This window comes from Nostoc sp. C96 (assembly GCF_059384975.1).
Genome location: NZ_CM182020.1, coordinates 4,408,810 through 4,432,488, shown reverse-complemented (window position 1 = coordinate 4,432,488; position 23,679 = coordinate 4,408,810). Strand labels below are relative to the sequence as shown.

Below are 23,679 nucleotides of genomic sequence, written 5' to 3'. Positions count from 1 at the left end.
TTAAATTTTCACTTTCAATTACTTTGTATTTTCAGGCAGGCATCTTGCCTACCCGAAAATAATCATCCCTTATCTGTCTACAGATCCCATGATTACGTCAATACTACCGAGAATCACCACAACATCGGCAACTTTCATACCCCGCAATAAATGAGGCAGAATTTGTAAGTTGTTGAAATCTGCTGGGCGAATTTTCCAGCGCCAAGGGAAGACATTATCATCACCAACGAGATAAATACCTAATTCACCTTTACCGCTTTCGACACGGGCATAAATTTCACCTTTAGGCATTTTAAAAGTGGGGGAAACTTTCTTGCCAATAAACTGGTAATCAAAAGCATCCCACTCAGATTTTTTACCCGCAGCTAGGCGTTTGGCTTCTAGGTTTTCGTAGGGGCCGCCTGGTAGTCCTTTGATGGCTTGTTTGATAATCTTCACGGATTCGCGCATTTCTCGCATCCGCACCATATAACGGGCTAAACAATCACCAGTAGTTTCCCACTGAACGTCCCAGTCAAAATCGTCATAGCACTCGTAATGGTCAACTTTACGCAAATCCCACTTCACGCCAGAAGCGCGTAACATAGGGCCAGACAGCCCCCAGTTAATTGCTTCTTCGCGGGTAATTGTGCCAATACCTTCAATACGACGGCGGAAGATGGGGTTATTGGTAACTAACTTTTCGTATTCATCAACTACAGGTAAAAAGTAGTCACAAAATTCGAGACACTTATCTACCCAACCATAAGGTAAATCAGCAGCTACACCACCAACGCGGAAGTAGTTGTTATTTACCATCCGGTAGCCTGTGGCCGCTTCCCACAAATCGTAAATCATCTCCCGTTCTCGGAACTGATAGAAGAAGGGAGTTTGTGCGCCCACGTCAGCCAGGAACGGGCCGAACCACAGCAAGTGGTTGGCGATGCGATTTAGTTCTAGCATGATGACGCGGATGTAGCTGGCGCGTTTTGGTACAGCCACACCAGCTAACTTTTCTGGGGCGTTAACAGTGACAGCTTCGTTAAACATTCCCGCTGCATAGTCCCATCGACTAACGTAGGGGACGTACATAACAGTGGTGCGGTTCTCGGCAATTTTTTCCATACCTCGGTGTAGGTAGCCGATGACCGGTTCACAATCAATGACATCCTCGCCATCCAATGTGACAATTAGCCTCAGAACCCCGTGCATTGAGGGGTGGTGTGGCCCCATATTCAGCACCATTGGTTCAGTACGGGTTTCTAGTCTTGCCATAAATTCCGTGTTCTCCCATGATCAAAAGTTGAATGGAACCGCGTAGATGCCAACCAGACCGATAAAATCGTGTCTGCCAAAATCAAGTTTGTAGGGGCAATAACTTGAGGGTAAACCCTACATCCATTGCCAATACAGAAGTTTGTTGGAGAAGAGGTGGCAGCAGAGGGATTTTATGATGTTTCTTTTTGTTTCACTTCTTCAACTATTATATGGAGCTTGAGATGCCGGAAATTCAGGCATCGGAATTTTTTCAACTCTGTGTTAGCAAATCGAAAAATTTTTCTCCTCAAGTGCGATCGCTAACTTTTTATTCTTTTAAGTACAAGCACAGTAGCTTTTGAAGCAATATTGTACTTAGAATAATCCCAGGGGTCATCTTGTAGGAGAGCTTGGTAATTTACTGAATTTAACTAATTTTTCATAATCCAAAATGTTGTGTTGTAAATCTGTCTCTGTATATTTCTATCAGTTTTAACTGCAAGTTGTTACTCAAAAAACTGATATGAGGCATTAATAAGATACATGATTGTGATAACTGCTGGAGCAATGGGAATAATTAAATAAGAAGCTCTTCCATAACTAGTGAAGATTTTATTAAAAATTTTGTCCCTTTAAAATTAAAAATCAATGGCACATCTTACAGAATATCCAATTAAAGCCACGCTCCATGAAGGAATTCAAACTATTATCTATCGCACTCAAATACCAGAAACTCAACAACAAGTTATTCTCAAGTTACTAAAAAATGAATATCCTAAATTGGAAGCCTTCACTCGCTTAAAAAATGAGTATTTAATTCAGCAAAATCTAGATTCTCCTTATATTATTAAGGCTATCTGTTTAGAGAATTTTGATCATCGTGTAGGACTAATATTAGAGGATTTTGGTGGGCAGTCTCTAGCACAAATTCTTAAAAACAAAGAACTCGAATTAACTCAATCTTTAAAAATCAGTATTCAATTAACTAAAGCTTTAGATTATCTTCATCAACACCAAATTATTCATAAAGATATTAAACCTAGTAATATCATTATTAACTCGCAAACGAATTTAGTTAAACTTGCTGACTTTGGTATAGCCTCTCGCTTAAATAAAGAAACTCCCCAATTTACTAATCCTAACTGTGTTGAAGGGACACTCGCCTATATGTCCCCTGAACAAACAGGGAGAATGAATCGCATTCTTGACTATCGGAGTGATTTTTATTCTCTGGGTGTAACTTTATATGAAATGCTCACTCAGCAAATACCTTTTTTCAGCCCAGATCCCCTGGAAGTTGTTTACCGACATATTGCAGTTACAGCAATCAATCCTCAGTCTTTAAATCCCAACATTCCCACCGCAGTTTCAGAAATCGTCATGAAACTGATGTCCAAAAATGCTGAAGATCGTTATCAAAGTGCAACAGGATTATTAGTTGATTTAGAAACTTGTCTGGAAGAATTAGAAAGTAGAGGAGAAATTACTAACTTTATTCCAGGTCGTTTAGATGTTTTAAGTCAGTTATTAATCCCGCAAAAGTTATATGGACGAGAAGCGCAAGTTAATGAGCTTTTAACTGCGTTTGAGCAAGTTAATTCTGGAACTAGCGAAATTATGCTAGTTTCTGGATATTCTGGTATTGGCAAATCTGCTTTAGTTAATGAAGTTAATAAACCAATTACCCAACGTCAAGGTTACTTTATTTCCGGGAAATTCGACCAATTAAAGCGGAATGTTCCCTACGCTTCATTAATTCAGGCTTTTACTTATTTAGTGCGCTGTTTATTGACTGAAAATCAGGAAAAAATAGCAGCATGGAAAACAAAAATATTAGCAGCATTAGGTAGTAATGGAAAGGTTATTACTGATGTTATTCCTGAAATTGAATTAATTATTGGCAAACAACCAGAAGTTCCAGAACTAGGAGCAACAGAATCTCAAAATCGCTTTCATCGTGTTTTTGAAGATTTCATCCAAGTTTTTACTCAACAAGAACATCCATTAGTTATCTTTTTAGATGATTTACAATGGGCAGATTCTGCCACTTTAAACTTAATTAAACTGCTCACGACTAACTCTAAGAGCCAATATTTGTTATTTATCGGTGCATATAGAGATAATGAAGTCAGCCCCACTCATCCTTTAATTCAAACAATTGAAGAAATTCAGCTTACTGGCACAATTGTTAATAATCTTATCCTACAGCCTTTAGATTTAAATCATGTTAATCAACTGATTGCTGAGACTTTGCAAGCAAGTCGCCATACCCAAGAGAGAGATGTAAAGTCTACAGCTTTTGAACAGCAAATTAGCCAATTAGCCGAATTAATTTTTAATAAAACAGGCGGTAATCCCTTCTTTTTAACCCAATTACTACAAGTACTTTATCAAGAATACTTGTTGAGCTTTGATTTTAATAGTCAACAATGGCAGTGGAATTTAAAAAAAATCCAATCAATTGGCATCACTGATAAAAATGTAGTGGAACTGGTTGCCAGTCGTCTAGAAAAACTACCTCAAGTCACCCAAGAAGTTTTGAAATTAGCAGCTTGTGTAGGCGATAGATTTAGTCTAGATGTACTGACAATCATCAATGAAAAATCACCATCAATAACAGCCAATGAATTATATCCTGCTTTACAAGCTGGGTTAATTCTGCCTTTAAACGAAAATTATCGTATTCCTTTAGTTTTTAATCAAGAAGAAGCGGTCAAGTTAAAATTTGAGACTGCCAAAATCAGTTATAAATTTTTACACGATAGAGTACAACAAGCTGCCTATTCATTAATTCCCGAATCGCAAAAGCAAGCGACTCATTTAAAAATAGGTCAGTTGCTTGTCCAAAATACTCCCAAAGAGGAAATAGAAGCGAATATTTTTGATATTGTCAACCAATTAAATGTAGGCGTTAATTCATTAATTGAGCAATCGCCAAAAACGGAATTGGCAAAATTGAATTTAATTGCCGGACGTAAGGCAAAAGCATCGACAGCTTATGAAGCTGCTTTAAAATATTACAAAATTGGCATAGAACTTTTAAGTGTAGATGCTTGGCATACTGAATATAACTTAGCACTAGATTTATATGAAGGCGGTGCTGAAGTTGCTTATCTTGGGGGCAATTTTGCTCAGATGCAGCAATGGGCAGATGTAGTACTACTAGAGGCTCAAACCTTACTAGAGAAAGTGAAGGTATATGAAGTACAAATTATTGCCTCAATTATCCAAGGTCAACAATTAAAAGCCATTCAGACAGCATTATCAGTGCTGCAATTACTAGGAATTCAAATTCCCGATAAACCAACAGCAGTTGAGTATGAACAAAGGATAGAGGACATTGCAGCTAATTTACAAGGAAGAGCGATCGCAGATTTAATCAACTTACCATTAATGACCGATCTGCAAAAGATAGCAGCAATGAGAATCCTCATGGGAGTTCTCCCTGCGGCTTTCCAAACTGCGCCTGAATTAATGCCTCTCATTGCCTATGAAATGGTGATTTTATCTTTAAAATATGGCAATACATCTGTTTCTGCATACGGTTACAGCTTATATGGATTACTGCTTTGCGGAGTCCAAGGGAAAATTGATGTTGGCTATGGATTTGGAAAACTGGCATTAAATTTAGTCTCACAATTTAATTCTGAAGAACTAAAAGCGAAAATTCTCACAGTTGTTAGCGCTCATGTTATGCACTGGCAAGAGCATATTCAAGAGACATTCATCACCGCTAAACAAGGATATGCTAGTGGTTTAGAAACTGGGGATTTAGAATATGCTGGGTATTGTGGATATATCTATCCTTATCATTCATTTTGGTTAGGTAAAGAACTCTGGATTTTAGAAAAAGAACTGGCAGCTTATTGTGAATCACTGAAAAAAATTCAGCAACAAGTCGCCTTTACTTGGAACTCAATATATTTGCAAACAGTATTAAATTTGAAGGGCAATCCAGAGAATGTTTGCTGTTTAATGGGTGAAGCTTACGATGAACGAGTAATGTTACCAGTGCATCAACAGGTGAATGACTTGTACACGATGAACCACCTATTTATTAATAAGTTGATGCTGGCTTATATATTCGGTGAACATCAGCAAGCTGTAGAATATGCAGCAATGACAGAAAAATCTTTAGGCGGCGTTACGGGGCTATTTGTTGTTCCCTTATTTTATTTTTATGATTCTTTAGCACAACTGGCCAATTATCATACAGCTTTAGAATCTACGCAGCCAGAAATTTTAGAAAAAGTCCGAAATAATCAGCGAAAAATGGAACTTTGGGCGACTCATGCACCCATGAATCACCTACATAAATTTTATTTAGTTGAGGCAGAAATATCTAGAGTTTTGCAGCAAAACATAGAGGCGATGGATTATTATGAACTGGCAATTCAAACCTCACAAGTAAATAGTTATCTCTTAGATGAAGCTTTAGCATACCAGTTAGCTGGAGAATTTTATCAGTCTTTAGGGAAAGAATTAATCCAGCAAGCTTATATCACTAAAGCTTATTATGCCTGTATTCGTTGGGGTGCGATCGCCAAAGTTAAATACTTAGAAGTAAAATATCCTTTTTTAGTTAAACAAACCACTAATACCGAAACTTTTACGTTTAAACCAGATATCACTCACATGACAACTACCACTACTACCAGTAGTGGTTTAAGTGATTTCTTGGACTTAAATACTTTTGTTAAAGTTTCTCAAGCAATCACCAATGAAATTGTTTTAGAAAATTTGTTGGGTAAGTTAATCAAAATTTTATTAGAAAATGCTGCTGCCCAAAAAGCCGTATTACTACTAGTAAAAGAAAATCAGCTATATATCGAAGCTGCGGGTAATGCTGTAGATGAGATAGCCACAGTTTTACACTCAATGCCTGTTGAGAGTTATCAAGATTTACCTGTGTCTGTGATTAATTATGTTTTCCGCACTCAGGAAAACTTGATATTAAATGATGCGATCGCTACTGAGCCTTTTAACCTAGATAGATATATCCAAATATCAAAATCAAAATCATTACTTTGTTTGCCAATTATCTATCAATCAAAACTCACTGGAATTATTTATTTAGAAAATCAACTGTCAACTGGGGCATTTATTCCCGAAAGAGTGCAAGTATTAAAAGTCTTGATTTCTCAAATGGCGATCGCTATTGAAAATGCTCGATTATATGCCAACGAACAAGATAAGTCTCGACAATTATCCCACTCTTTACAAGATTTACAGGCGGCACAATTACAAATTATCCAAAGTGAAAAGATGTCATCTTTAGGCAATTTAGTTGCTGGAGTAGCACACGAAATTAATAATCCATTGAGCTTTATTTCCGGTAATCTTGACTTAGCCAAAGATGCTGTGAATGATTTAATTGACTACCTGCAACTTTATCAGGCAACCTTTCCTAGCCCTGGAGATGAAATTGATCATAAAGCTGAAGAAATAGATATAGATATTCTGTTAGATGAATTACCCAAAATGATTGATGGGATGAAAACAGGTACAAAACGGATTAGGGAAATTAGTACTTCACTGCGTACATTTTCACGCACCGATACTAAATCTAAAGTATCAGCTAATATCCATGATGGGATTGACAGTACCTTGATGATTTTACAACATCGCTTAAAAGCTAATTATGATCATCCTGGTGTCCAAGTTATTAAAGAGTATGGCAATATTCCCTTGGTAGAATGTTATCTAGGACAGCTTAATCAAGTCTTTATGAATATCTTGGCTAATGCCATTGATGCTTTAGAAGAAGCTTACTCTGCCCATAAAATGTCTGATAATTCAGCAGATATTACTAACATAATTACTATTAAAACAGAAGTGGATCATCTTAATCAATATGTAGTAATTAGAATTAAAGATAATGCACAAGGTATGCCAGAAGAAGTTAAAGCATGTATTTTTGACCATTTATTTACTACTAAAACTGTTGGTAAAGGTACAGGATTAGGTCTATCTATAAGTCGGCAAATCATTGTTGATAATCATGGTGGTAGTTTAAATTGTGAGTCTGTTTTAGGAGTAGGTACAGAATTTATAATTTCTATTCCTATCTCTGGTTGAGCATTAACTATTGATAATGATTTAATCTATATACCCGTTTTCTTCAAGGAGACGGGTATTATATTTTCATATTTAGTTTATAAAAAATTTATAAACTAAAAGTAGTTATACCGAAATATTTTTAAATAAAAATAATAGCCTTGAGACTATTTTTATCATTACAAATTAGTTGGAATCCTCAGTTACATCTAATATATAAACTGTTATTAATATTTATATGCCCAAAAGTTATTAAATAAATCTTGAGGGATAAGTTTTCACTGGTGAAATAAACAAAGTTTAGCTAGTTGTAATTTCAATTAGTTAAATAGTTCCCTGTCTCCAGTAATAAATCATAACGAAATTCCAGACATAAACTTTAGATATCAAAAGTTAATTCCATGAAAAAAAGCAGAGAAATTAAGCAAGTAGCATCAAATCTATTTTCATTACTTGTAAAGCGGTTAAGCTTGATTTTACTGGCTGGGGTGATGGTTCTGCTAGTAGGAAGTAAGTTTGATGCGGTAAGTGCATCACAACCGAATGCAGAATCTGAAATTGAAAGTTTGGCAGTTTGTTACGCATTAGGAACTGATGCTATTGGTCGCGGAAATTTGCAAGAAGGTATAAATACTTACCAAAAATGTTTTACTTCAGATGCTAAAATAACAGCAATTTTTCCTAATGGCGCTCAGGCAACATTTATTGGTGCAGTTAATTGGGCTAATTTTGTCTCTTCAGTATTTCAAGGTAATGGATATACGGCTACTCAACATTTGTTGGGTAGTTTCGATATAAATGTCAACAATAATACAGCAACCATGTCCTCTTACCTTCATGCAACCCATAAGCTTTCCGATACCAGCATTGACGTTGCAAATGGTACCTATGTAGATAAAGTTATCATTCAAAACGGGAAATGGAAAATTAAGGAACGTGTTCTGACACTGATTGATTTCTTAAATCTTTCTTCTCCTGGTTCTTCTGAAGCGGAGGTTTCTTCAGCCGCTAGAAGTAGTAATTCTGTTTCTAATACTTCCTCTGATGATTCTGATTCTAATAATTCCAAAAAACCACATAAACCACATGTTGCTGGTTATATGTAAGAAGGTTACACAGAGTTTAATTTGGGCTTAGTCAAAAGTTAGGACAGGTATTTTACCTGTCCTAAAAAGTATCAACTCAGAGCATTATATATTTACGTAGAATGGCACAAAGAATAAATGACTTCAGACTTCTGCATTTTTACGTAAGTCAAGCAGATATTATGTCAGCTATATTGCAAATTGAACGAGCTAGTAAACATCTATGGCTTTCGATCAACAGCGTTTTGATAAGCTAATTCAGAGATTAGAAATTTTTGCTAGTCAACAGCCGCCTATTTATAGATTGCAAGTTGCGTTTTTGGCTGTGTTGGGCTACGCCTATATATTTCTTATTTTAGCAGTAACAGTAGGATTGCTGGTAGGTATTATTTGGTTAATGCTGACTACTAAATCATCATTTGGCACTTCAGCACTGAAAGCTGTGATTGTTTTGGTAGCGATCGCTATTATACTGGTGCGATCGCTTTGGGTATCATTTCCCCCACCCACAGGGTTAGCATTACGTCGCAAAGATGTACCTAGCCTATTTTGCTTAGTTGATGATATCTCCTCAAAACTCAAGGCTCCACGATTTCATCACATCTTACTGACAACAGATTTTAACGCCAGCGTCGTCCAAAGACCACGTTTAGGTTTATTTGGCTGGTATCAAAATTATCTGATTGTAGGCTTGCCATTGATGTTAGCATTGCCTCCTGAACAATTTCGGGCGGTTTTAGCCCATGAGATGGGACATATTTCGGGAAATCACAGTCGTTTTGCAGCTTGGATTTATCGTCAACGTCTAACTTGGTATCGTATTGAAGAAGGACTAGGAAAAGGTGGCAATGAATCATCATGGTTCATATTTAAACAATTTTTGCAGTGGTACATTCCATTTTTTTATGCGTATTCTTTTGTGTTAGCACGGTTGAATGAATACGAAGCTGATAAATGTGCTGTTGAAATAGCAGGAATAGAACACTCTGCTAAAACTCTGATGAACGTAGAAGTAAAAGCTAGATTTTTAGAAAATTATTTTTGGTCTGATATTTATCAGCAAGTACAGACAGAGATTGAACCACCAAAAACAAGTTATACAGCGATGCAAACAGCTTTGGCTCAGGGAGTACCGCTGAAAGAAGCCAGTATTTATTTAACTCAAGCACTTGCAAAAAAAACTAATAATGCAGATACTCATCCTTGCCTAACAGATAGATTAAAAGCTTTGGGTTGTATCCCTAGCATTCAGGAAGAATTAGCGGTATCTGCACCAGTAAAACTCAGTGCGGCTCATGAATTTCTAGGGACTTCCTTAGAAAAATTTAGAGATGATTTTAGTCAAACTTGGTATGAGAAAGTAGCAACACCTTGGCGACAAAAATATGCAGAAGTTCAGCAATCATTAGCTTTATTAGAAAAGTTGAATGCTAAAGCGGAGAGACAACAGCTATCTTTGGGAGAAGCAACTACAAGAGCTTTGCTCACATTTGAGTTAGATGGTGAAGATGCTGTCATACCGTTATTACGAGAAGTTATTAATTTAGATCATAACCATGCTTCCGCTAATTATTTACTGGGACAAATATTATTAAAACAAGAAGATGCCAGCGGTATCGAACATATTGAAAGAGCGATCGCTCAAGATATAGACATAGGAATTGATGGTTATCAGATAATTTTTTCGTTCCTGAAAAAACAACAACAAGATGATCGGGCTGAACTATATCAAGAGCGTGCCGAAAAGCATTATGATTTAATATTGCGAGGTCAAAAAGAACGTTCTAGTCTACAGACAAATGATGAGTTTAAAGCTCATCATCTTTCAGATGCAGAGATAAATAAGCTGCGTCAGCAATTATCTCGTTATCCACATATCACAACTGCTTACTTAACGCAAAAAGTTGTGCAGTATTTCCCAGAAAAACCACTTTATGTTTTGGCTGTAATGCGAAATTTCAGCTTTTGGGAAAATAATCATGATGCTGATAACGCACAACTGGTTGATGCTCTGTTAAAAGAAGTTGAATTACCAGGGGGAGTATTTTGCTTTATTTTGAACATTAATCTCAATTTTGAGAAGAAATTCAAACAAATACCAGATGCAATCATTTACCAACAGAAAATAAAAAAAAGATAGCTTTGATTCTTCATATCTCTGCGTGAAGTCAATTTCTATCCAGATTCAAATAGATAATAAATCTGTGTGGTACTATTGTAGGGAAATTCTATTTTATTTGTGAGAATATTTTTAACGAACTGCAAAGGACGCAGAGGGCGCTAAGATAAAGTTTCACAAATTATTTAGAACTACTACAGATTTTTTTCTAAGTCTAATGAATTCTGACTCTTCACCATCGCTAATTATTGACGAACAGATATTTTCTCATCTACCTGTGTTACCACAAGAAGTAATTGCAGGTTTAGCGGTGTCTGGGGGAGGTCATTATCTGGATACAACTGTAGGTGGTGGTGGTCACAGTCGCTTGATTTTGCAAACTGCGCCGGATATACAGTTAACGGCTATTGACCAAGATGAGGATGCTTTAGCCGCAGCGAGGAAAGAATTAGCTGAGTTTGGCGATCGCGTAAAATTTATTCAAAGTAATTTTGCTGCTTATCCGTTTCCCGCAGGGACTTTTAACGGTATTCTCGCCGATTTAGGAGTGAGTTCTTATCAGTTAGATACTCCAGAACGGGGTTTTAGCTTTCGCCATACTGCAAGTTTAGATATGCGGATGGATAAGCAGGGTTTACTTAGCGCGGCTGATGTGATTAATGAGTGGGATGAAAGGGAACTTGCAGATATTTTCTTTAAATACGGTGAAGAACGATTATCTCGACGTATTGCTAGACGCATTGTTGAACGCCGTCCCTTTTCCACAACGACACAGTTAGCAGAAGCGATCGCCTCTGCTGTTCCCCCCAAATACCGTTATGGTAGAATTCACCCAGCCACCCGCGCCTTTCAAGCTTTGCGAATTGTCGTCAATGATGAGTTAAAGTCTTTAGAAACTTTTTTAGAAAAAGCACCAAACGCCCTTGTTCGTGGTGGGAGAATTGCTGTGATTAGTTTTCATAGTTTAGAAGATCGTTTGGTTAAACACGGTTTACGCAATTCTCCCTTACTGCGAGTGATTACGAAAAAGCCAATCACAGCCCAAGAATCGGAAATTGCTCATAACCCGCGATCGCGTTCTGCCAAACTGAGAATAGCAGAAAGAGTCAATTGAATATTCAAGCATAATTAAAATAAAAATCCGAGTTAGGAACAATGCACATCCTCTCCCTGCAATATCCTGATGACTTACTTATTACCTCTGGTAAATCACCCCAAGCATTAGAAGCAGAACTCACGTTTTTGCTTGCTGTGAAACTGTTTGAGTTACGGCGACTCTCCCTCGGTAAAGCTGCTGCTTTTTGCAATATGAACAAACCCCGGTTTATGTACGAACTAGGACGTTTACAAGTTCCTGTGATTAACCTTGATGATGATCAAATCGCTGATGAATTAAGCGATGACTAACTCTGCCATTGTTGCTGATAGCAGTCCTCTAATCTCTTTATCAATTATCGAGCAACTGGAACTTTTACCTCAACTGTATCAGCGAATATTGCTTCCCCCAGCTGTATGGGATGAAGTAACTGTTCAAGGATTAGGCTTACCTGGTTCTCTAGCAGTCAGCCAATTAACTTGGCTCGAAATTCAAACCCCTGATACGCTGATATTAGAACCATTATCAATTTTAGTTGATCGTGGAGAAGCTGAAGCCATTGCTCTAGCTCAGTCCATCCCAGATAGTACTGTACTGTTGGATGATGCTCAAGCCCGAAGGGTTGCAGAACGTCTAGGAATTCGCCGAATTGGTACACTGGGAATTTTGCGTAAGGCGAAAAAAGCAGGCTTAATTGTTGAGGTTAAAGTATATATTGAACAGTTACGCACCAATGGAATTTATATCCGGTCTAGCCTCATTGATGCAGTTCTAAAAGATGTTGGAGAACTAGAATAATCTTTAGCTAATAATTAAAATTTATCTCTCCTTTCATAGCGGCGGCGATAGAGTAATTCTAACTGTCCGCCATACTCTTGAATGCGTGCAAGTTGGCGCTGATAGAGTCCGCGGAAGGTGTTTGCAAACAACAGTGTAAAAATAGCCACGACTAATCCTGATGCGGTGGATACCAAGGCTTCACTAATCCCAGCAGTTACCCCGACTGTTGTTGTACCACCCACATCACCAATATTTAGTGAAGCAAAGGACGCGATTAATCCTAAAACTGTACCCAGCAAACCTAATAATGGTGCAAGACCAATAATCGTATCAAAAATGTTTTGAAAACGTTTGAGTAAGGGTATTTCGGCTTGTGCTTCACTTTCTAGCGCTAAACGAAATTCTTCTGGTGTTGGTTCTTCTAATTCTAAAGCTGCAAGAAAAATTCGGGCGATGGGTAAGTCTGTATTTTGCTGTAATTTGTCTAAAGCACCAACCACATTATCTGAACGATATAGCTTGAGTACTTCTTTGACAACACGATTTTGGCGATTGGTAATTCTGATCCAAAATAGGACACGTTCAATAATCAAAGCCACTGCTAACAGAGAGAACCCCAGCAGCGGCCACATAACTACGCCACCAGCGACGAATAAATTGCTAATTTGCATTTTAGTCAAGAGTCAATTGTCATTAATTATTCTCCTCTGTACCTCTTGCTTGTAGTCAGTGCATTTTGGTTGCTACATCTACACCATCACTTTTGAGTATTCCATCTTCCATATAAATGATGCGATCAGCAATATCTAAAATCCGGTTGTCATGGGTGACTAACAAAATTGTACAGCCTTGTTCTTTGGCGAGTTTCTGCATTAATTCCACAACATCGCGTCCAGATTTTTTATCGAGTGCGGCTGTGGGTTCATCTGCTAAAACAATTTTAGGATGGCTGACTAAAGCACGGGCGATCGCAACTCGTTGTTTTTGTCCGCCAGAAAGTTTCTCTGGGTAGTAATTTACACGATCGCCTAAGCCAACTGTTTCGAGCATAGCGATCGCTTTGGCATCCATATTTTCATTCAGATATTCATCATGCAATTCTAAAGACATCCGCACATTTTCTTTTACTGTCAGAAATGTCATCAAATTATGCGCCTGAAAAATATAGCCAATCTGACGACGTAGTACTGTGAGTTTTCTTTTACTAGCGCCACAGATTTCTTGTCCTAAAATTTTTAAACTACCTTCTTGGGCAGAACGTAGTCCACCTAATAAGGTCAATAAGGTAGTTTTGCCCGAACCAGAGGGGCCAGTCATAATGACAATTTCACCAGCATTAATCTCTAAATTAATATCAAATAAAACTTGTTTTTTTAGTCCCCCTTCCCCAAAGTAGTGATTCAATTGATGGACGGTAATTACAGGTTCTAAATTAGCAGATGAGTTAGAGGAGTTGACTGACAGAGATTCTTGTAACATAAAATTTTAATGGTTAAAAAATATCCGCAGGATCAGCAGAACTGAGTTTACGCATAGCGATCGCCCCAGACCCTGTACACATGATGACTGTTAAAATAAACACAGTGATTGCCCGTTGTGAATTCATGAAGATGGGCAACATAGTGGCAGTATAGGCGAGTTGATACAAACCGATAGAAAAGAAAAACGCCGGAATAAAACCTAAGAAAGCGAGAAATAATGCTTCTTGAAATAAGACTACCAACAGATAGCGATCGGTGTAACCCATTGCTTTGAGCGTTGCATATTCGGGTAAATGGTCAGAAACGTCGGAATAAAGAATTTGGTAAACAATAACAATCCCAACAATAAAACCCACTCCCACACCTAAACCAAAAATAAAGCCAATCCCTGTACCGTTAGACCAGTAGGATTTTTCAATTTGCGCGAATTCTTCTGGGGTTAAAACTACAACATCTTTGGGTAATCCAGCAGCTAGTTGCGCTTGTATTTTCAACGGTTCAGCATCTGGTTTGAGAGTAATTAACCCAACCTCAATGCGGTCTGGTTTCCGTTCGGGAAAGATTTGTAAAAAAGTAGAGTCACTGGTAATGACATTACCATCCGCCGCAAAAGATGCACCATTACTAAAAACGCCTTTGACGCGGATATTTTTATTGTTCAATTCCGTGTCAAACTGACCTGTTTTTTGAAAAATCTCGCCCACAGCACCATATTCTGGACGACCTGCTTGGTCAAACAGAACTTGATTTAATTGTTTGATGGGGTCTAGATTTTGTTGAATTTCGGGAAAATTAAACGCAGATTTTGCTGGGTCGATCCCCCAAACTAAAATGGCACGTTCTAATCTTGTTTCGGGGTTGCGCCATTGTCCAGTGCTGATATAAACCGGATTCACTGACTGTACACCCTCATAACCTAATGTTTGGTACAGTCGCTCTCTGGAAAAACTTTTAACAGAAAACAGGGTTTGAAATTGGGGATTAATTAATACCAAATCTGCCTGTAAACTGCGATGTGGTTTAATAGCCGCATCAAACAATGCCCCTTCAAATCCCATCTGAATAAATATCAGCATATCGGCAAAGGTAATACCTGCGACTGCTATTAATAAACGAGTTCTTTCTTTTAATAATTGCCGCCATGCTAACGGCGTTTTGAGGAATAGTTTCATATTTGCTCAATGTCCCCAGAATGACGCTTCATACTTCACACTTCAGACTTTTTTTAAATTTCAATTGCTGCTTGCACTTGCAAGTTAGTGAAACCTGCAACTTTTTTGCTATCTTCAGGGTTGAGGCGAATTTTCACTTCTACAACTCGGCTATCTAAGTTTTCTCCGGGTTGGTTACTAAAGACGTTTTGACGGTTGACTTGTAAACCAACGTAGAAAACTTCACCGCGCAGTTCGCCGTTAAATGCTTGGCTAGTAACTATTGCGGATTGTCCGAGTTTGACTTTGCCAATATCTGTTTGATAAACTTCGGCGACTGCAATCATCTGTTCGGTTTGCGCTAAGTCTGCAATACCCTTATCACTCATTTTTTCGCCCACTCTTGTATGAATCTTGAGTATTTGTCCGGTCATTGGCGATCTGATATAAGCTGCTTGTAAATCGGTCTGGGCGCGTTTGAGTGCAGCGATCGCATTTTCAACTTCCATTCTGGCGGCTTGCACATCTACGGGGCGGACTTCGGCAATACTTGTGAGTGTGGCTTTAGCTTCGCTGACTTGCTTGTTACCAGTGGCGTTAATTCGCGCTAGGGAAACTCTAGCTTCCGCTAGTTGTCTGCTGGCTGTGGAGTTAATTCGCGCTAACACTGCTTTAGCTTCGTCTAGTTGTTGTTTTGCTGTTTCAACCAGCAAGCGCTTACTATCAAAGGCAGAGTTAGAAATTGCACCTTCGGTATATAGCGTTTGATAACGTTGATATTCGGCTTGAGCGTTGTTTAATTCTGCTTCTAGCCTTTTAATTGCGGCGGCTTGGGCGATTCTATCACCTTCCCATTGGGCTTCGATGCGGGCGATCGCTTCTCTTTGTCCAATTGAATCTCCTACAGATTGAGCTTGTAAGCGTTCAATGCTGGCTTGTTGTGCCAAAATTTCGCCAGTCTTCGCACCTGCTTTAACTTGATCAAGTTTAGCTTGAGCCACGCGCACTTGTTTTTCGGCTTGGAGTACAGCAGTTTCTAAGCGATCGCGTGAATCTAAAATAGCGACTATCTGCCCAGCTTGAACAATATCACCTTCTTGGACACGAATTTCTTGGACGCGATCGCCATCCAAAACCAATGGTGCAGATAAGCTAATTACTTCTGCTTCTGGTTCTAGTCTGCCTAAAGCTGTGACTTTCGGTACTGATGTTGTGACAGCCGGTTCCTGAGAAGCAGTTCTTCCCATTTGCCCAAACTGGGAAATACCATAAACCACAATTCCACCAGTAATGGCGGTAGCTGCAATTATTAAACCCAGTAATTTTTTATTGGCAGGTTTCAATAGTATATTTTGTCCCATATTCCCCTCTAAAAAATGAAATCTCTAATTCACATAACTAGTAACGTTCTGTTGCAAATAAACAGTCAACATTTTTCCTAGCAAAGCGCATTGTTCAACAAAATCAATTGTTTCGTTACCACATAATTTCTCCAGAATTAACCCATTAATAAAGCTCAGTACAAAAGAGGCTAAAACTTTATCTTGAACTCCCAGAAACTTACAAGCAGCTTGCAGATAACGCTGATTAGCACCTTGAAAAACACTGCTGTGATTCCGCATTTTTTTTGCATCTTGGTGCTGACAAAAATCCACCCAGACAAATGTCCATTTAATAAAATAATCTTCATTTTTTACTAGATATCTTCCTAACGCTGCCATTGCTTCTGATAGAGTTTCCTTCCCTTCTAATTCCGCTAAAGCTGCACTTACATCCTGTTGCGAAATCTCTTCTACTAATTGTTCAAATAACGCTTCTTTACTAGAAAAGTAGTGATACAAAGTCCCCGTGGAAACCCCCATTCCTTGAGCAATCTGCCGCATAGTAACGGAGCCATAACCTTTTTGGGCAAATAAATCAAAGCATTTGCACAGAAGTTCTTTGCGGTATTGGTCATGGTCAACAATCTTGGGCATGGGGCAAATTTTATTTATATCGAACGCTCGTTATTTATAATCTACTAGCAAAGATCTGCTTAGGCAAGACATTTATAAAAACAAGCACTACTCCAACAAAAGTTACATTTTTCGATTTTATGTAGTGTTGTTTAACTATGAATAAGATATTAATGCAGGCAACTTGCTGAGTTGAAGAAGACTATTGGCTGTCACTGCTTAATTTATACTTGTATACACTTCTTAATTTATTCCTAAATATCAGCCCTGTCAAGGAGAAATCAAGGTGCAGTTAGACAAAAGTAATAGCCTTATAAGATTCAACGGTTATAAAAATATAGTATGTTAGGTCATTGAATGAGACCCAACATACTGATGATTTTTAGGCGGCGTTCCTTAACGGTTAACCGTACTCATATCAGAATAGCGTTCCCCTGCGGTTACGCCTTTGGGTGCAGCAGCTTCAAGGCGATTTAAATCTTCTGTTGTCAAAGTAATCTCAGCAGCAGCAATATTTTCCTCTAAATAAACACGGCGTTTTGTACCAGGGATAGGAACAATATCTTCACCTTGGGCTAAAAGCCAGGCTAGAGCAAGTTGGCTGGGTGTTACGCCTTTTTCTGTGGCGATCGCTTTTACTTGGTCAACTAATTGCAGATTTTTGTAAAAATTATCACCTTGAAAGCGTGGAGCATTTCTGCGATAGTCATCAGCGGCTAAATCATCAGGGCTAGTGATTGCGCCTGATAAAAATCCTCGCCCTAGGGGACTGTAAGCCACAAATCCAATTCCGAGTTCCCGGACAGTCGGGAGAATTTCGTCTTCTGGGTCGCGGCTCCAGAGGGAGTACTCTGTTTGTAGTGCGCTAATTGGATGGACTACCTGCGCCCGTCGGATTGTCGCAGGTGCTGCTTCCGAAAGTCCTAAATAGCGGACTTTACCTTGCTGGACTAACTCGGCCATTGCGCCTACGGTGTCTTCAATTGGCACATTAGGGTCAACCCGATGTTGATAGTATAAATCAATTACCTCAACTCCCAAGCGTTGCAGAGAAGCATCACAACATTGATGCACATATTCTGGTCTACCACTAACACCTTTCCAACCGCCATCTTCAGTCCGGACATTACCAAATTTGGTTGCTAACACTACTTGATCTCGGTGTTCTTTAATGGCTTTGCCGACTAACTTTTCATTGGTAAACGGCCCGTACATATCAGCAGTATCAAGGAAATTCAACCCAAGTTCTAAGGCTCGATGAATAGTGGCGATCGCTTCTTGTTCATCACGACCACTATAAAATTCAGACATACCCATACAACCAAGTCCGAGTTCAGATACTGCCAATCCTTGCTTGCCGAGTTTTCTCGTTTTCACAAAAACATATCCTTCTGATTGAACAAAACACCGCTATTTAGCAGTATTTTAATCATCCAGTCATCTAGCCAAAGAAATACTTAGCCATCAATATAGGATTCATATTTGATAGTTGAAAAAAATCAGTACATTTCTATTTACCTTATTTGCTTTTTCCTCTCTACACAAGTATTTTCAGTACTCACGATAGATTGCTATATTATCTAATTTATCGAAATGATCTAAAAATAATTCATTCAATTGCAAATAATAAATATTGCAATCATGAGACACTAAATCTAAGATGATTTGTAATAGTTTTTGCAACCTGCATTTCCTATTTGAAGGGACTTGAACTACTCAATTAGTCAATCTTTCTTCTAGTAGCTTACCTAATTTAAAAAACAATTATGTTTGAGGCAAAAATCAACTGGCTACTGCCTGTGGCTTTAACTATAGTTAGTTTAGGATCTAACTTACAAAGTGTAAAAGCACAGAGTTTATCTAATTCTTATACATTTAGTGCAGATTACACTACTTCAGTTACTATAGATCCCAGCTTTAGACCAGATTTAGGTATTGTGAGAGCAACCATTACAGGTGAAAGTGTAGAACCTGTTCCTTATGGGTTAAATTTTTTTATTAGCAATACCTACGGTAAGCTTAATCCTATTGAAAACCCAGCAATCAACCGATATACCTTTAATTCTGATCCTAGGGTATTTGGTTTAGATGAAGAACCAATACTTGCTGATAGGTATTATGGCGGTACTAATGAATTATTTGGAACAGCCAGTGACAGCGCGGAAATTAACTTTGCGGAAGGTACTATCAGGGGTGGTGGTACTATAACTATTTCTGGTGGTAAAGGCTTATTCAAGAATGCTACAGGTACTATAACTTTTACTGAGGAAGACAGGCTGAATCCACCGGGAACGCCTTCTCAAGGTTTGGCTAAATTGAACTTTAATTTGCAAACTTCTCAGCCAGTTCCCGAACCAAAAGCCAGTATCACCTTCATTGGTATGGCTGTAATTGGAACTGCTTTACGAATTAAAGGCCATATTCGTCGCAAAGGTAATAGTTCACTTTTTTAAAGTTGATAGACAGTCAAACAATTTTAGATTGACTACCTCCACAAAAGCAAAATAATAATTCAAAATTCGGAGGGTCAAAAGTTCTGGAATATTACCGTAAATACTAGGGGTGCGACTCTTCTCTATATAAAAATATATTACGGTAATATTACTGGATAAGCAAAAAAAGTATGTTATACTATCTAAGCAGGATTACACAAAATAAAAAACCTGCATAAGCAGGCTCTTGGGTTAATTTGCGCTAAGTAAAGCATAGCGTTTTGTTACCATGACTAAATTAGAGTAGAACATAAAGTTAATCTACTCTTGATATCTATGAGCATTTTAGTCAGCTTTTAATTGTTATATTTTTAGCCAACGAGTTTGCCTTTATCAGCCAAAGCGATCGCTAACTACAATTTCTGCCCTGTATAAATAGAGCGAACTTCACCGTTACGACGGATAATCGCTTCTCCGTTATTGACCTCTACTAATGTCCAGCCACTAGTACCAATACTTTCTCCGATATTGATGCGGCGAGTCACACCGTCAACTTGAAATAAAGCCGCAGATTTATTACCTAACTCCAATACACCTTCTAAAGTATGACTGGGAGCAGCTTGAGCGCTGGATGCCAAGTATACTTGTTGAGTAGTTTTTGGTGACGCAGCAGCTACACTAGCCACTGAAGGTTGTGCAGCCCGTAGTGGTGCAACTGGTAGGGACGGAATTGGACTTGCTGATTGGCGCACTGTAATTGGTGTAGTACGGACAGCCACAGGTTTGAGATCTGTCCGCACAGCAGCCGCCAACATATTGACACTGACAGGCTTACCTGGTTGCTTAACAGTATTTAAGGCTGTTTTGACAGCATTAGGTTGGGTTGTTTGTCTAGCATTGGCTATGGGCGGTAAAGCGATGGGAGTTCCCGGAAGCCTTGGTAGCCCGTAGCGCATAGGTGACGGCGCTTGATAAACAGGAATATAGATGCGTTCAACAACGTTGCTTGCAGAACGGTTAGGTGTAGGTGCTGTGTTGTTAGAAGTTAGGGGAGATGGCAAATTACCGATTGGTAAACTACTAACAGATGCAACGGATGTAGGACTAGAAGTTATCCTGTTGCTGATTCCGCTACGGAAAGAGGTTTGGTTTTGCTGATCGATGATGGCTAAAGAACCTAGGAGATAATCAGCTAAATCCGCCTCAACATCTGCGCGTGTAGGTAATTGCGATCCTGACACTAAGATGTTTTGCTGGGTATATTTGCCAGTCAGAACAGAGAGAAATTCAGCGCGGAGTAAGTAAATCGTACCAGCGATCGCTATCCCAACAGCTGTTCCTAAAATTACCAGTTTGCGAAAAGCAAGTCTGATTTTTTTAGGTCTTCTGATCCCGGAAGTCGTTGCTGGCGTATCAACTACAACTGTACTGGGGTGCTGGTTTCTAACTTGAGGAACGCTTTGGACTGTGCGGTTAAGCGTATTTGGTAAGACAATCTGCGGTATATTCAGTGTTTGCAGAGGCTCATAATCTGAGTAATACCAATCGTTTACAGATGTTTCTTCTCTAGAACGCTGTGGTATGCGACCACCATACCTGACAGTATGGGAAGACAAACTGCCACTGCCATCTAAAATATCGTCAATATCGGCAAACAGATCATCCATCAAGCCATCAGCGTAAATGTCTATTGACCAAGGCTCGTTGGTAATTAATTCTTCTGATGGCTCCGGAAAGATGAGATGGGTGTTGAATTCTTGTAACATAGGCATGATTTTGGGTTTTATTTGCCAGGATTAAGTAATGCTCTTAACACCTGGAAATCAGGGTTTTGCAAAGATATCAAACTGCCAGCCTAAACTTGACGAGTTTATTTTTATGTGGTATTAAATTCAACTGTAGTCTGGAGATGGCTAGTGATGCCAGTTTTGAATTCGTGTCATCGATCATACCAATCTCCTCCCTTCTACTATACTCACGTTTGTTAAAACTTTAAGTTACGTTAACGCCGGAAAGTCTTTCTGGTGCTTTGTTTTACGCAATTCCAAATATATTAACAGTGCGTTAATATCCGCAGGATTTACACCCCCTATACGGGTAGCTTGGCCGATAGTCAGTGGTTTTACCTGATTTAATTTTTCCCGTGCTTCTTTAGAAAGGGTATCAATTTTGGCATAATCTAAATCCGCAGGTAGCTGGCGGTGCGCTTGACGGGCGGTTTGCTCAATTTGGTTTTGTTGTCTAGCGAGATAGCCAGAATATTTGATGTCAATTTCTGCGCCTTCTCTCTCAGCAGTGGTAAGGTTGGGGTTGCTTAAGCCATATCTATCTAGGTCAACATAATGAAATCCTGGTCGCCGCAGTAAGTCAGCGAGAGTAATAGAACCTTTAATTGCTTGTTGAGTATTAGTTGCGATCGCTTGGCCAATTTCCTCATGTTCTTTGATGCGGGTGGCGTATAACCGTTCTTTCTCCGCAGTAATTTGGGCTTGTTTGTTGGTGAATAATTCCCAACGGCGATCGTCAATTAAGCCAATTTCTCTACCCAAAGGTGTTAAGCGTTGGTCAGCATTATCAGAACGCAACAGTAAGCGATACTCAGACCGACTAGTAAGCATCCGGTAAGGTTCGCGCAAGTCTTTCGTACACAAGTCATCCATCAGCGTACCGATGTAACTTTGCTCACGCGGAAACACAATCATTTCCTGACCATGCACAAACCGCGCCGCGTTAATTCCCGCCACAATTCCTTGTGCTGCTGCTTCCTCATAGCCTGTTGTCCCGTTAATTTGACCTGCACAAAATAACCCAGCAATCTTCTTCGTCATCATTGTGGGATAACACTGGGTCGCAGGTAAATAATCGTACTCTACAGCGTAAGCCGGACGCAGCATCACACAATTTTCCAAACCAGGGAGACTCCGCAGCATAAGTAATTGCAGATTTTCGGGCAACCCAGTGGAAAAACCTTGAATATATAATTCGGGAATATCTCGTCCTTCTGGTTCAATAAAAATTTGGTGGCTTTCCTTATCCACAAACCGCACAATCTTATCTTCAATGCTGGGGCAGTAACGAGGGCCTTTCGCTTCTACCCAACCACCATAAACAGGGGATAAATGTAAATTTTCTCTGATTAAACGATGGGTTTCATCTGTGGTACGGGTCATATAACAAGGCATTTGTTCCCGTTCTACCCACGCCTGGGGGTCAAAACTAAACCAGCGAACTTCCGCATCTCCCGGCTGGATTTCCATTTTACTGTAGTCCACCGATCGCTTATCTACCCGTGCAGGTGTTCCAGTTTTCAGCCTTCCAGTTTCAAAACCCAAACGATTTAAAGTTTCTGTCAAACCCTCAGCGGCAAATTCTCCCGCGCGTCCCGCCGCCATTGATTTGTTACCCACCCAAATCTTGCCACCTAAAAAAGTCCCAGTCGTCAAAATTACTGTTTTACATTCAAATGCCACGCCAAAATAAGTTTCCACACCAACGACTTCATCGTTAGCACCCAAAACTAAATCTGTCACCATCCCTTCACGGATAGTCAAATTCTCTTGATTTTCGACAATAGCTTTCATCACAGCAGCATATTCGCGCTTGTCTGTTTGGGCGCGTAATGCCCATACCGCAGGCCCCCGTGAAGAGTTGAGGATACGCTTTTGCAAGTATGTGCGGTCTGCCACTTTCCCAATTTCCCCGCCAAGTGCATCTATCTCATGGGTTAACTGAGATTTAGCCGGGCCACCCACCGCTGGGTTACAAGGTTGCCAAGCAATTTTATCTAAATTTAGGGTCAATAGCAGAGTCTGACAACCAAGACGAGCAGCGGCCAAAGCGGCTTCGCAACCGGAGTGACCTGCACCGACGACAATGACATCATAAGCGTCTTGGAATTCAATGGAATTGTGCATGGTCATACTTATACAACAGATAGCTAAAAGCAAAAAAATTTTGGATTTTAGATTTGCAATTTTGGATTGACTGCGCCTATACAGGTAAGCATCTTGGGGATTTTAGGTTGATTCTATCCAGACGGGACAGACATTTTACCGCAAAACTAATCCAAAATCCAAAACCCAAAATCTAAAATTCAGTATGGTCATTGATATTTTAGCTGATCCAGTGCTTTCAAGGATGCGCCTTGTTAATAAAAAAGCTATCAAAAGAACTAGTCATCTAGTATTAGTGAATTTCTAAAATTTAGAAATTATAATTATTAACTAAGTTGAGATAAACAAATTTAGTTTATTTCAGCCTGAATGTCTCAAATGTGACTAATTTTCT

General features: G+C 39.1%; 16 protein-coding genes. 7 read left to right on the top strand and 9 right to left on the bottom strand.

Annotation, left to right across the window (positions count from 1 at the left end):
• Positions 1 to 69: 69 nt before the first annotated feature.
• Positions 70 to 1,254 carry an NAD(P)H-quinone oxidoreductase subunit H gene (locus tag AC504W_RS18925; protein ID WP_494873787.1) on the bottom strand — a complete coding sequence of 395 codons (1,185 nt, stop codon included), beginning with the start codon at positions 1,252 to 1,254 and terminating at the stop codon, positions 70 to 72.
• Between the two features lie 630 nt (positions 1,255 to 1,884).
• Between AC504W_RS18925 and AC504W_RS18920 the strand changes: the two genes are divergently transcribed.
• The 6 genes from AC504W_RS18920 to AC504W_RS18895 all read left to right on the top strand — a co-directional run bounded on the left by AC504W_RS18920 (position 1,885) and on the right by AC504W_RS18895 (position 12,391).
• On the top strand, positions 1,885 to 7,314 hold the full coding sequence (locus tag AC504W_RS18920) for a trifunctional serine/threonine-protein kinase/ATP-binding protein/sensor histidine kinase (RefSeq protein ID WP_494873786.1): 5,430 nt from the start codon (positions 1,885 to 1,887) through the stop codon (positions 7,312 to 7,314).
• A 380-nt stretch (positions 7,315 to 7,694) separates the two neighbouring features.
• Complete coding sequence (locus AC504W_RS18915; RefSeq protein WP_494873785.1) at positions 7,695 to 8,399, top strand: nuclear transport factor 2 family protein; 705 nt, start codon at positions 7,695 to 7,697, stop codon at positions 8,397 to 8,399.
• Between the two features lie 202 nt (positions 8,400 to 8,601).
• Positions 8,602 to 10,518, top strand: a complete 1,917-nt coding sequence (locus tag AC504W_RS18910; protein WP_494873784.1) for a M48 family metalloprotease — start codon at positions 8,602 to 8,604, stop codon at positions 10,516 to 10,518.
• 196 nt (positions 10,519 to 10,714) lie between these two features.
• Positions 10,715 to 11,611, top strand: a complete 897-nt coding sequence (gene rsmH, locus AC504W_RS18905) for a 16S rRNA (cytosine(1402)-N(4))-methyltransferase RsmH (protein WP_494873783.1) — start codon at positions 10,715 to 10,717, stop codon at positions 11,609 to 11,611.
• Positions 11,612 to 11,652: 41 nt separating this feature from the next.
• On the top strand, positions 11,653 to 11,904 hold the full coding sequence (locus AC504W_RS18900) for a UPF0175 family protein (protein WP_494873782.1): 252 nt from the start codon (positions 11,653 to 11,655) through the stop codon (positions 11,902 to 11,904).
• Positions 11,897 to 12,391 carry a PIN domain-containing protein gene (locus AC504W_RS18895; RefSeq protein ID WP_494873781.1) on the top strand — a complete coding sequence of 165 codons (495 nt, stop codon included), beginning with the start codon at positions 11,897 to 11,899 and terminating at the stop codon, positions 12,389 to 12,391. Before AC504W_RS18900 ends, AC504W_RS18895 begins: the two co-directional genes overlap by 8 nt.
• Positions 12,392 to 12,405: 14 nt before the next feature.
• On the opposite strand, the gene AC504W_RS18890 is transcribed toward AC504W_RS18895, so the two are convergent.
• From AC504W_RS18890 to AC504W_RS18865, 6 genes are all read right to left on the bottom strand, one after another.
• Positions 12,406 to 13,044 (bottom strand): MotA/TolQ/ExbB proton channel family protein, encoded by a 639-nt coding sequence (locus tag AC504W_RS18890; RefSeq protein ID WP_494878699.1) that lies wholly within the window; start codon positions 13,042 to 13,044, stop codon positions 12,406 to 12,408.
• A 55-nt stretch (positions 13,045 to 13,099) separates the two neighbouring features.
• Entirely contained in the window at positions 13,100 to 13,852 is a 753-nt protein-coding gene (locus tag AC504W_RS18885) for a DevA family ABC transporter ATP-binding protein (RefSeq protein ID WP_494873780.1), read from the bottom strand.
• 13 nt (positions 13,853 to 13,865) lie between these two features.
• Positions 13,866 to 15,026 (bottom strand): ABC transporter permease DevC, encoded by a 1,161-nt coding sequence (devC, locus tag AC504W_RS18880; protein ID WP_494873779.1) that lies wholly within the window; start codon positions 15,024 to 15,026, stop codon positions 13,866 to 13,868.
• Positions 15,027 to 15,079: 53 nt separating this feature from the next.
• Positions 15,080 to 16,366 carry an ABC exporter membrane fusion protein gene (locus AC504W_RS18875; RefSeq protein WP_494873778.1) on the bottom strand — a complete coding sequence of 429 codons (1,287 nt, stop codon included), beginning with the start codon at positions 16,364 to 16,366 and terminating at the stop codon, positions 15,080 to 15,082.
• Positions 16,367 to 16,390: 24 nt separating this feature from the next.
• Positions 16,391 to 16,981, bottom strand: a complete 591-nt coding sequence (locus AC504W_RS18870; RefSeq protein ID WP_494873777.1) for a TetR/AcrR family transcriptional regulator — start codon at positions 16,979 to 16,981, stop codon at positions 16,391 to 16,393.
• A 375-nt stretch (positions 16,982 to 17,356) separates the two neighbouring features.
• Positions 17,357 to 18,337 carry an aldo/keto reductase gene (locus AC504W_RS18865; protein ID WP_494873776.1) on the bottom strand — a complete coding sequence of 327 codons (981 nt, stop codon included), beginning with the start codon at positions 18,335 to 18,337 and terminating at the stop codon, positions 17,357 to 17,359.
• A gap of 389 nt (positions 18,338 to 18,726) precedes the next feature.
• Between AC504W_RS18865 and AC504W_RS18860 the strand changes: the two genes are divergently transcribed.
• The gene (locus AC504W_RS18860; RefSeq protein ID WP_494873775.1) at positions 18,727 to 19,413 is read left to right on the top strand and encodes a hypothetical protein; all 687 of its coding nucleotides are present in this window, start codon (positions 18,727 to 18,729) and stop codon (positions 19,411 to 19,413) included.
• Positions 19,414 to 19,805: 392 nt separating this feature from the next.
• Here AC504W_RS18860 and AC504W_RS18855 read toward each other — a convergent pair whose 3' ends face one another.
• Both AC504W_RS18855 and mnmG read right to left on the bottom strand, forming a co-directional pair.
• Positions 19,806 to 21,164 carry a hypothetical protein gene (locus tag AC504W_RS18855; protein ID WP_494873774.1) on the bottom strand — a complete coding sequence of 453 codons (1,359 nt, stop codon included), beginning with the start codon at positions 21,162 to 21,164 and terminating at the stop codon, positions 19,806 to 19,808.
• A 225-nt stretch (positions 21,165 to 21,389) separates the two neighbouring features.
• Complete coding sequence (mnmG, locus tag AC504W_RS18850) at positions 21,390 to 23,312, bottom strand: tRNA uridine-5-carboxymethylaminomethyl(34) synthesis enzyme MnmG (protein ID WP_494873772.1); 1,923 nt, start codon at positions 23,310 to 23,312, stop codon at positions 21,390 to 21,392.
• Positions 23,313 to 23,679 lie beyond the last annotated feature (367 nt).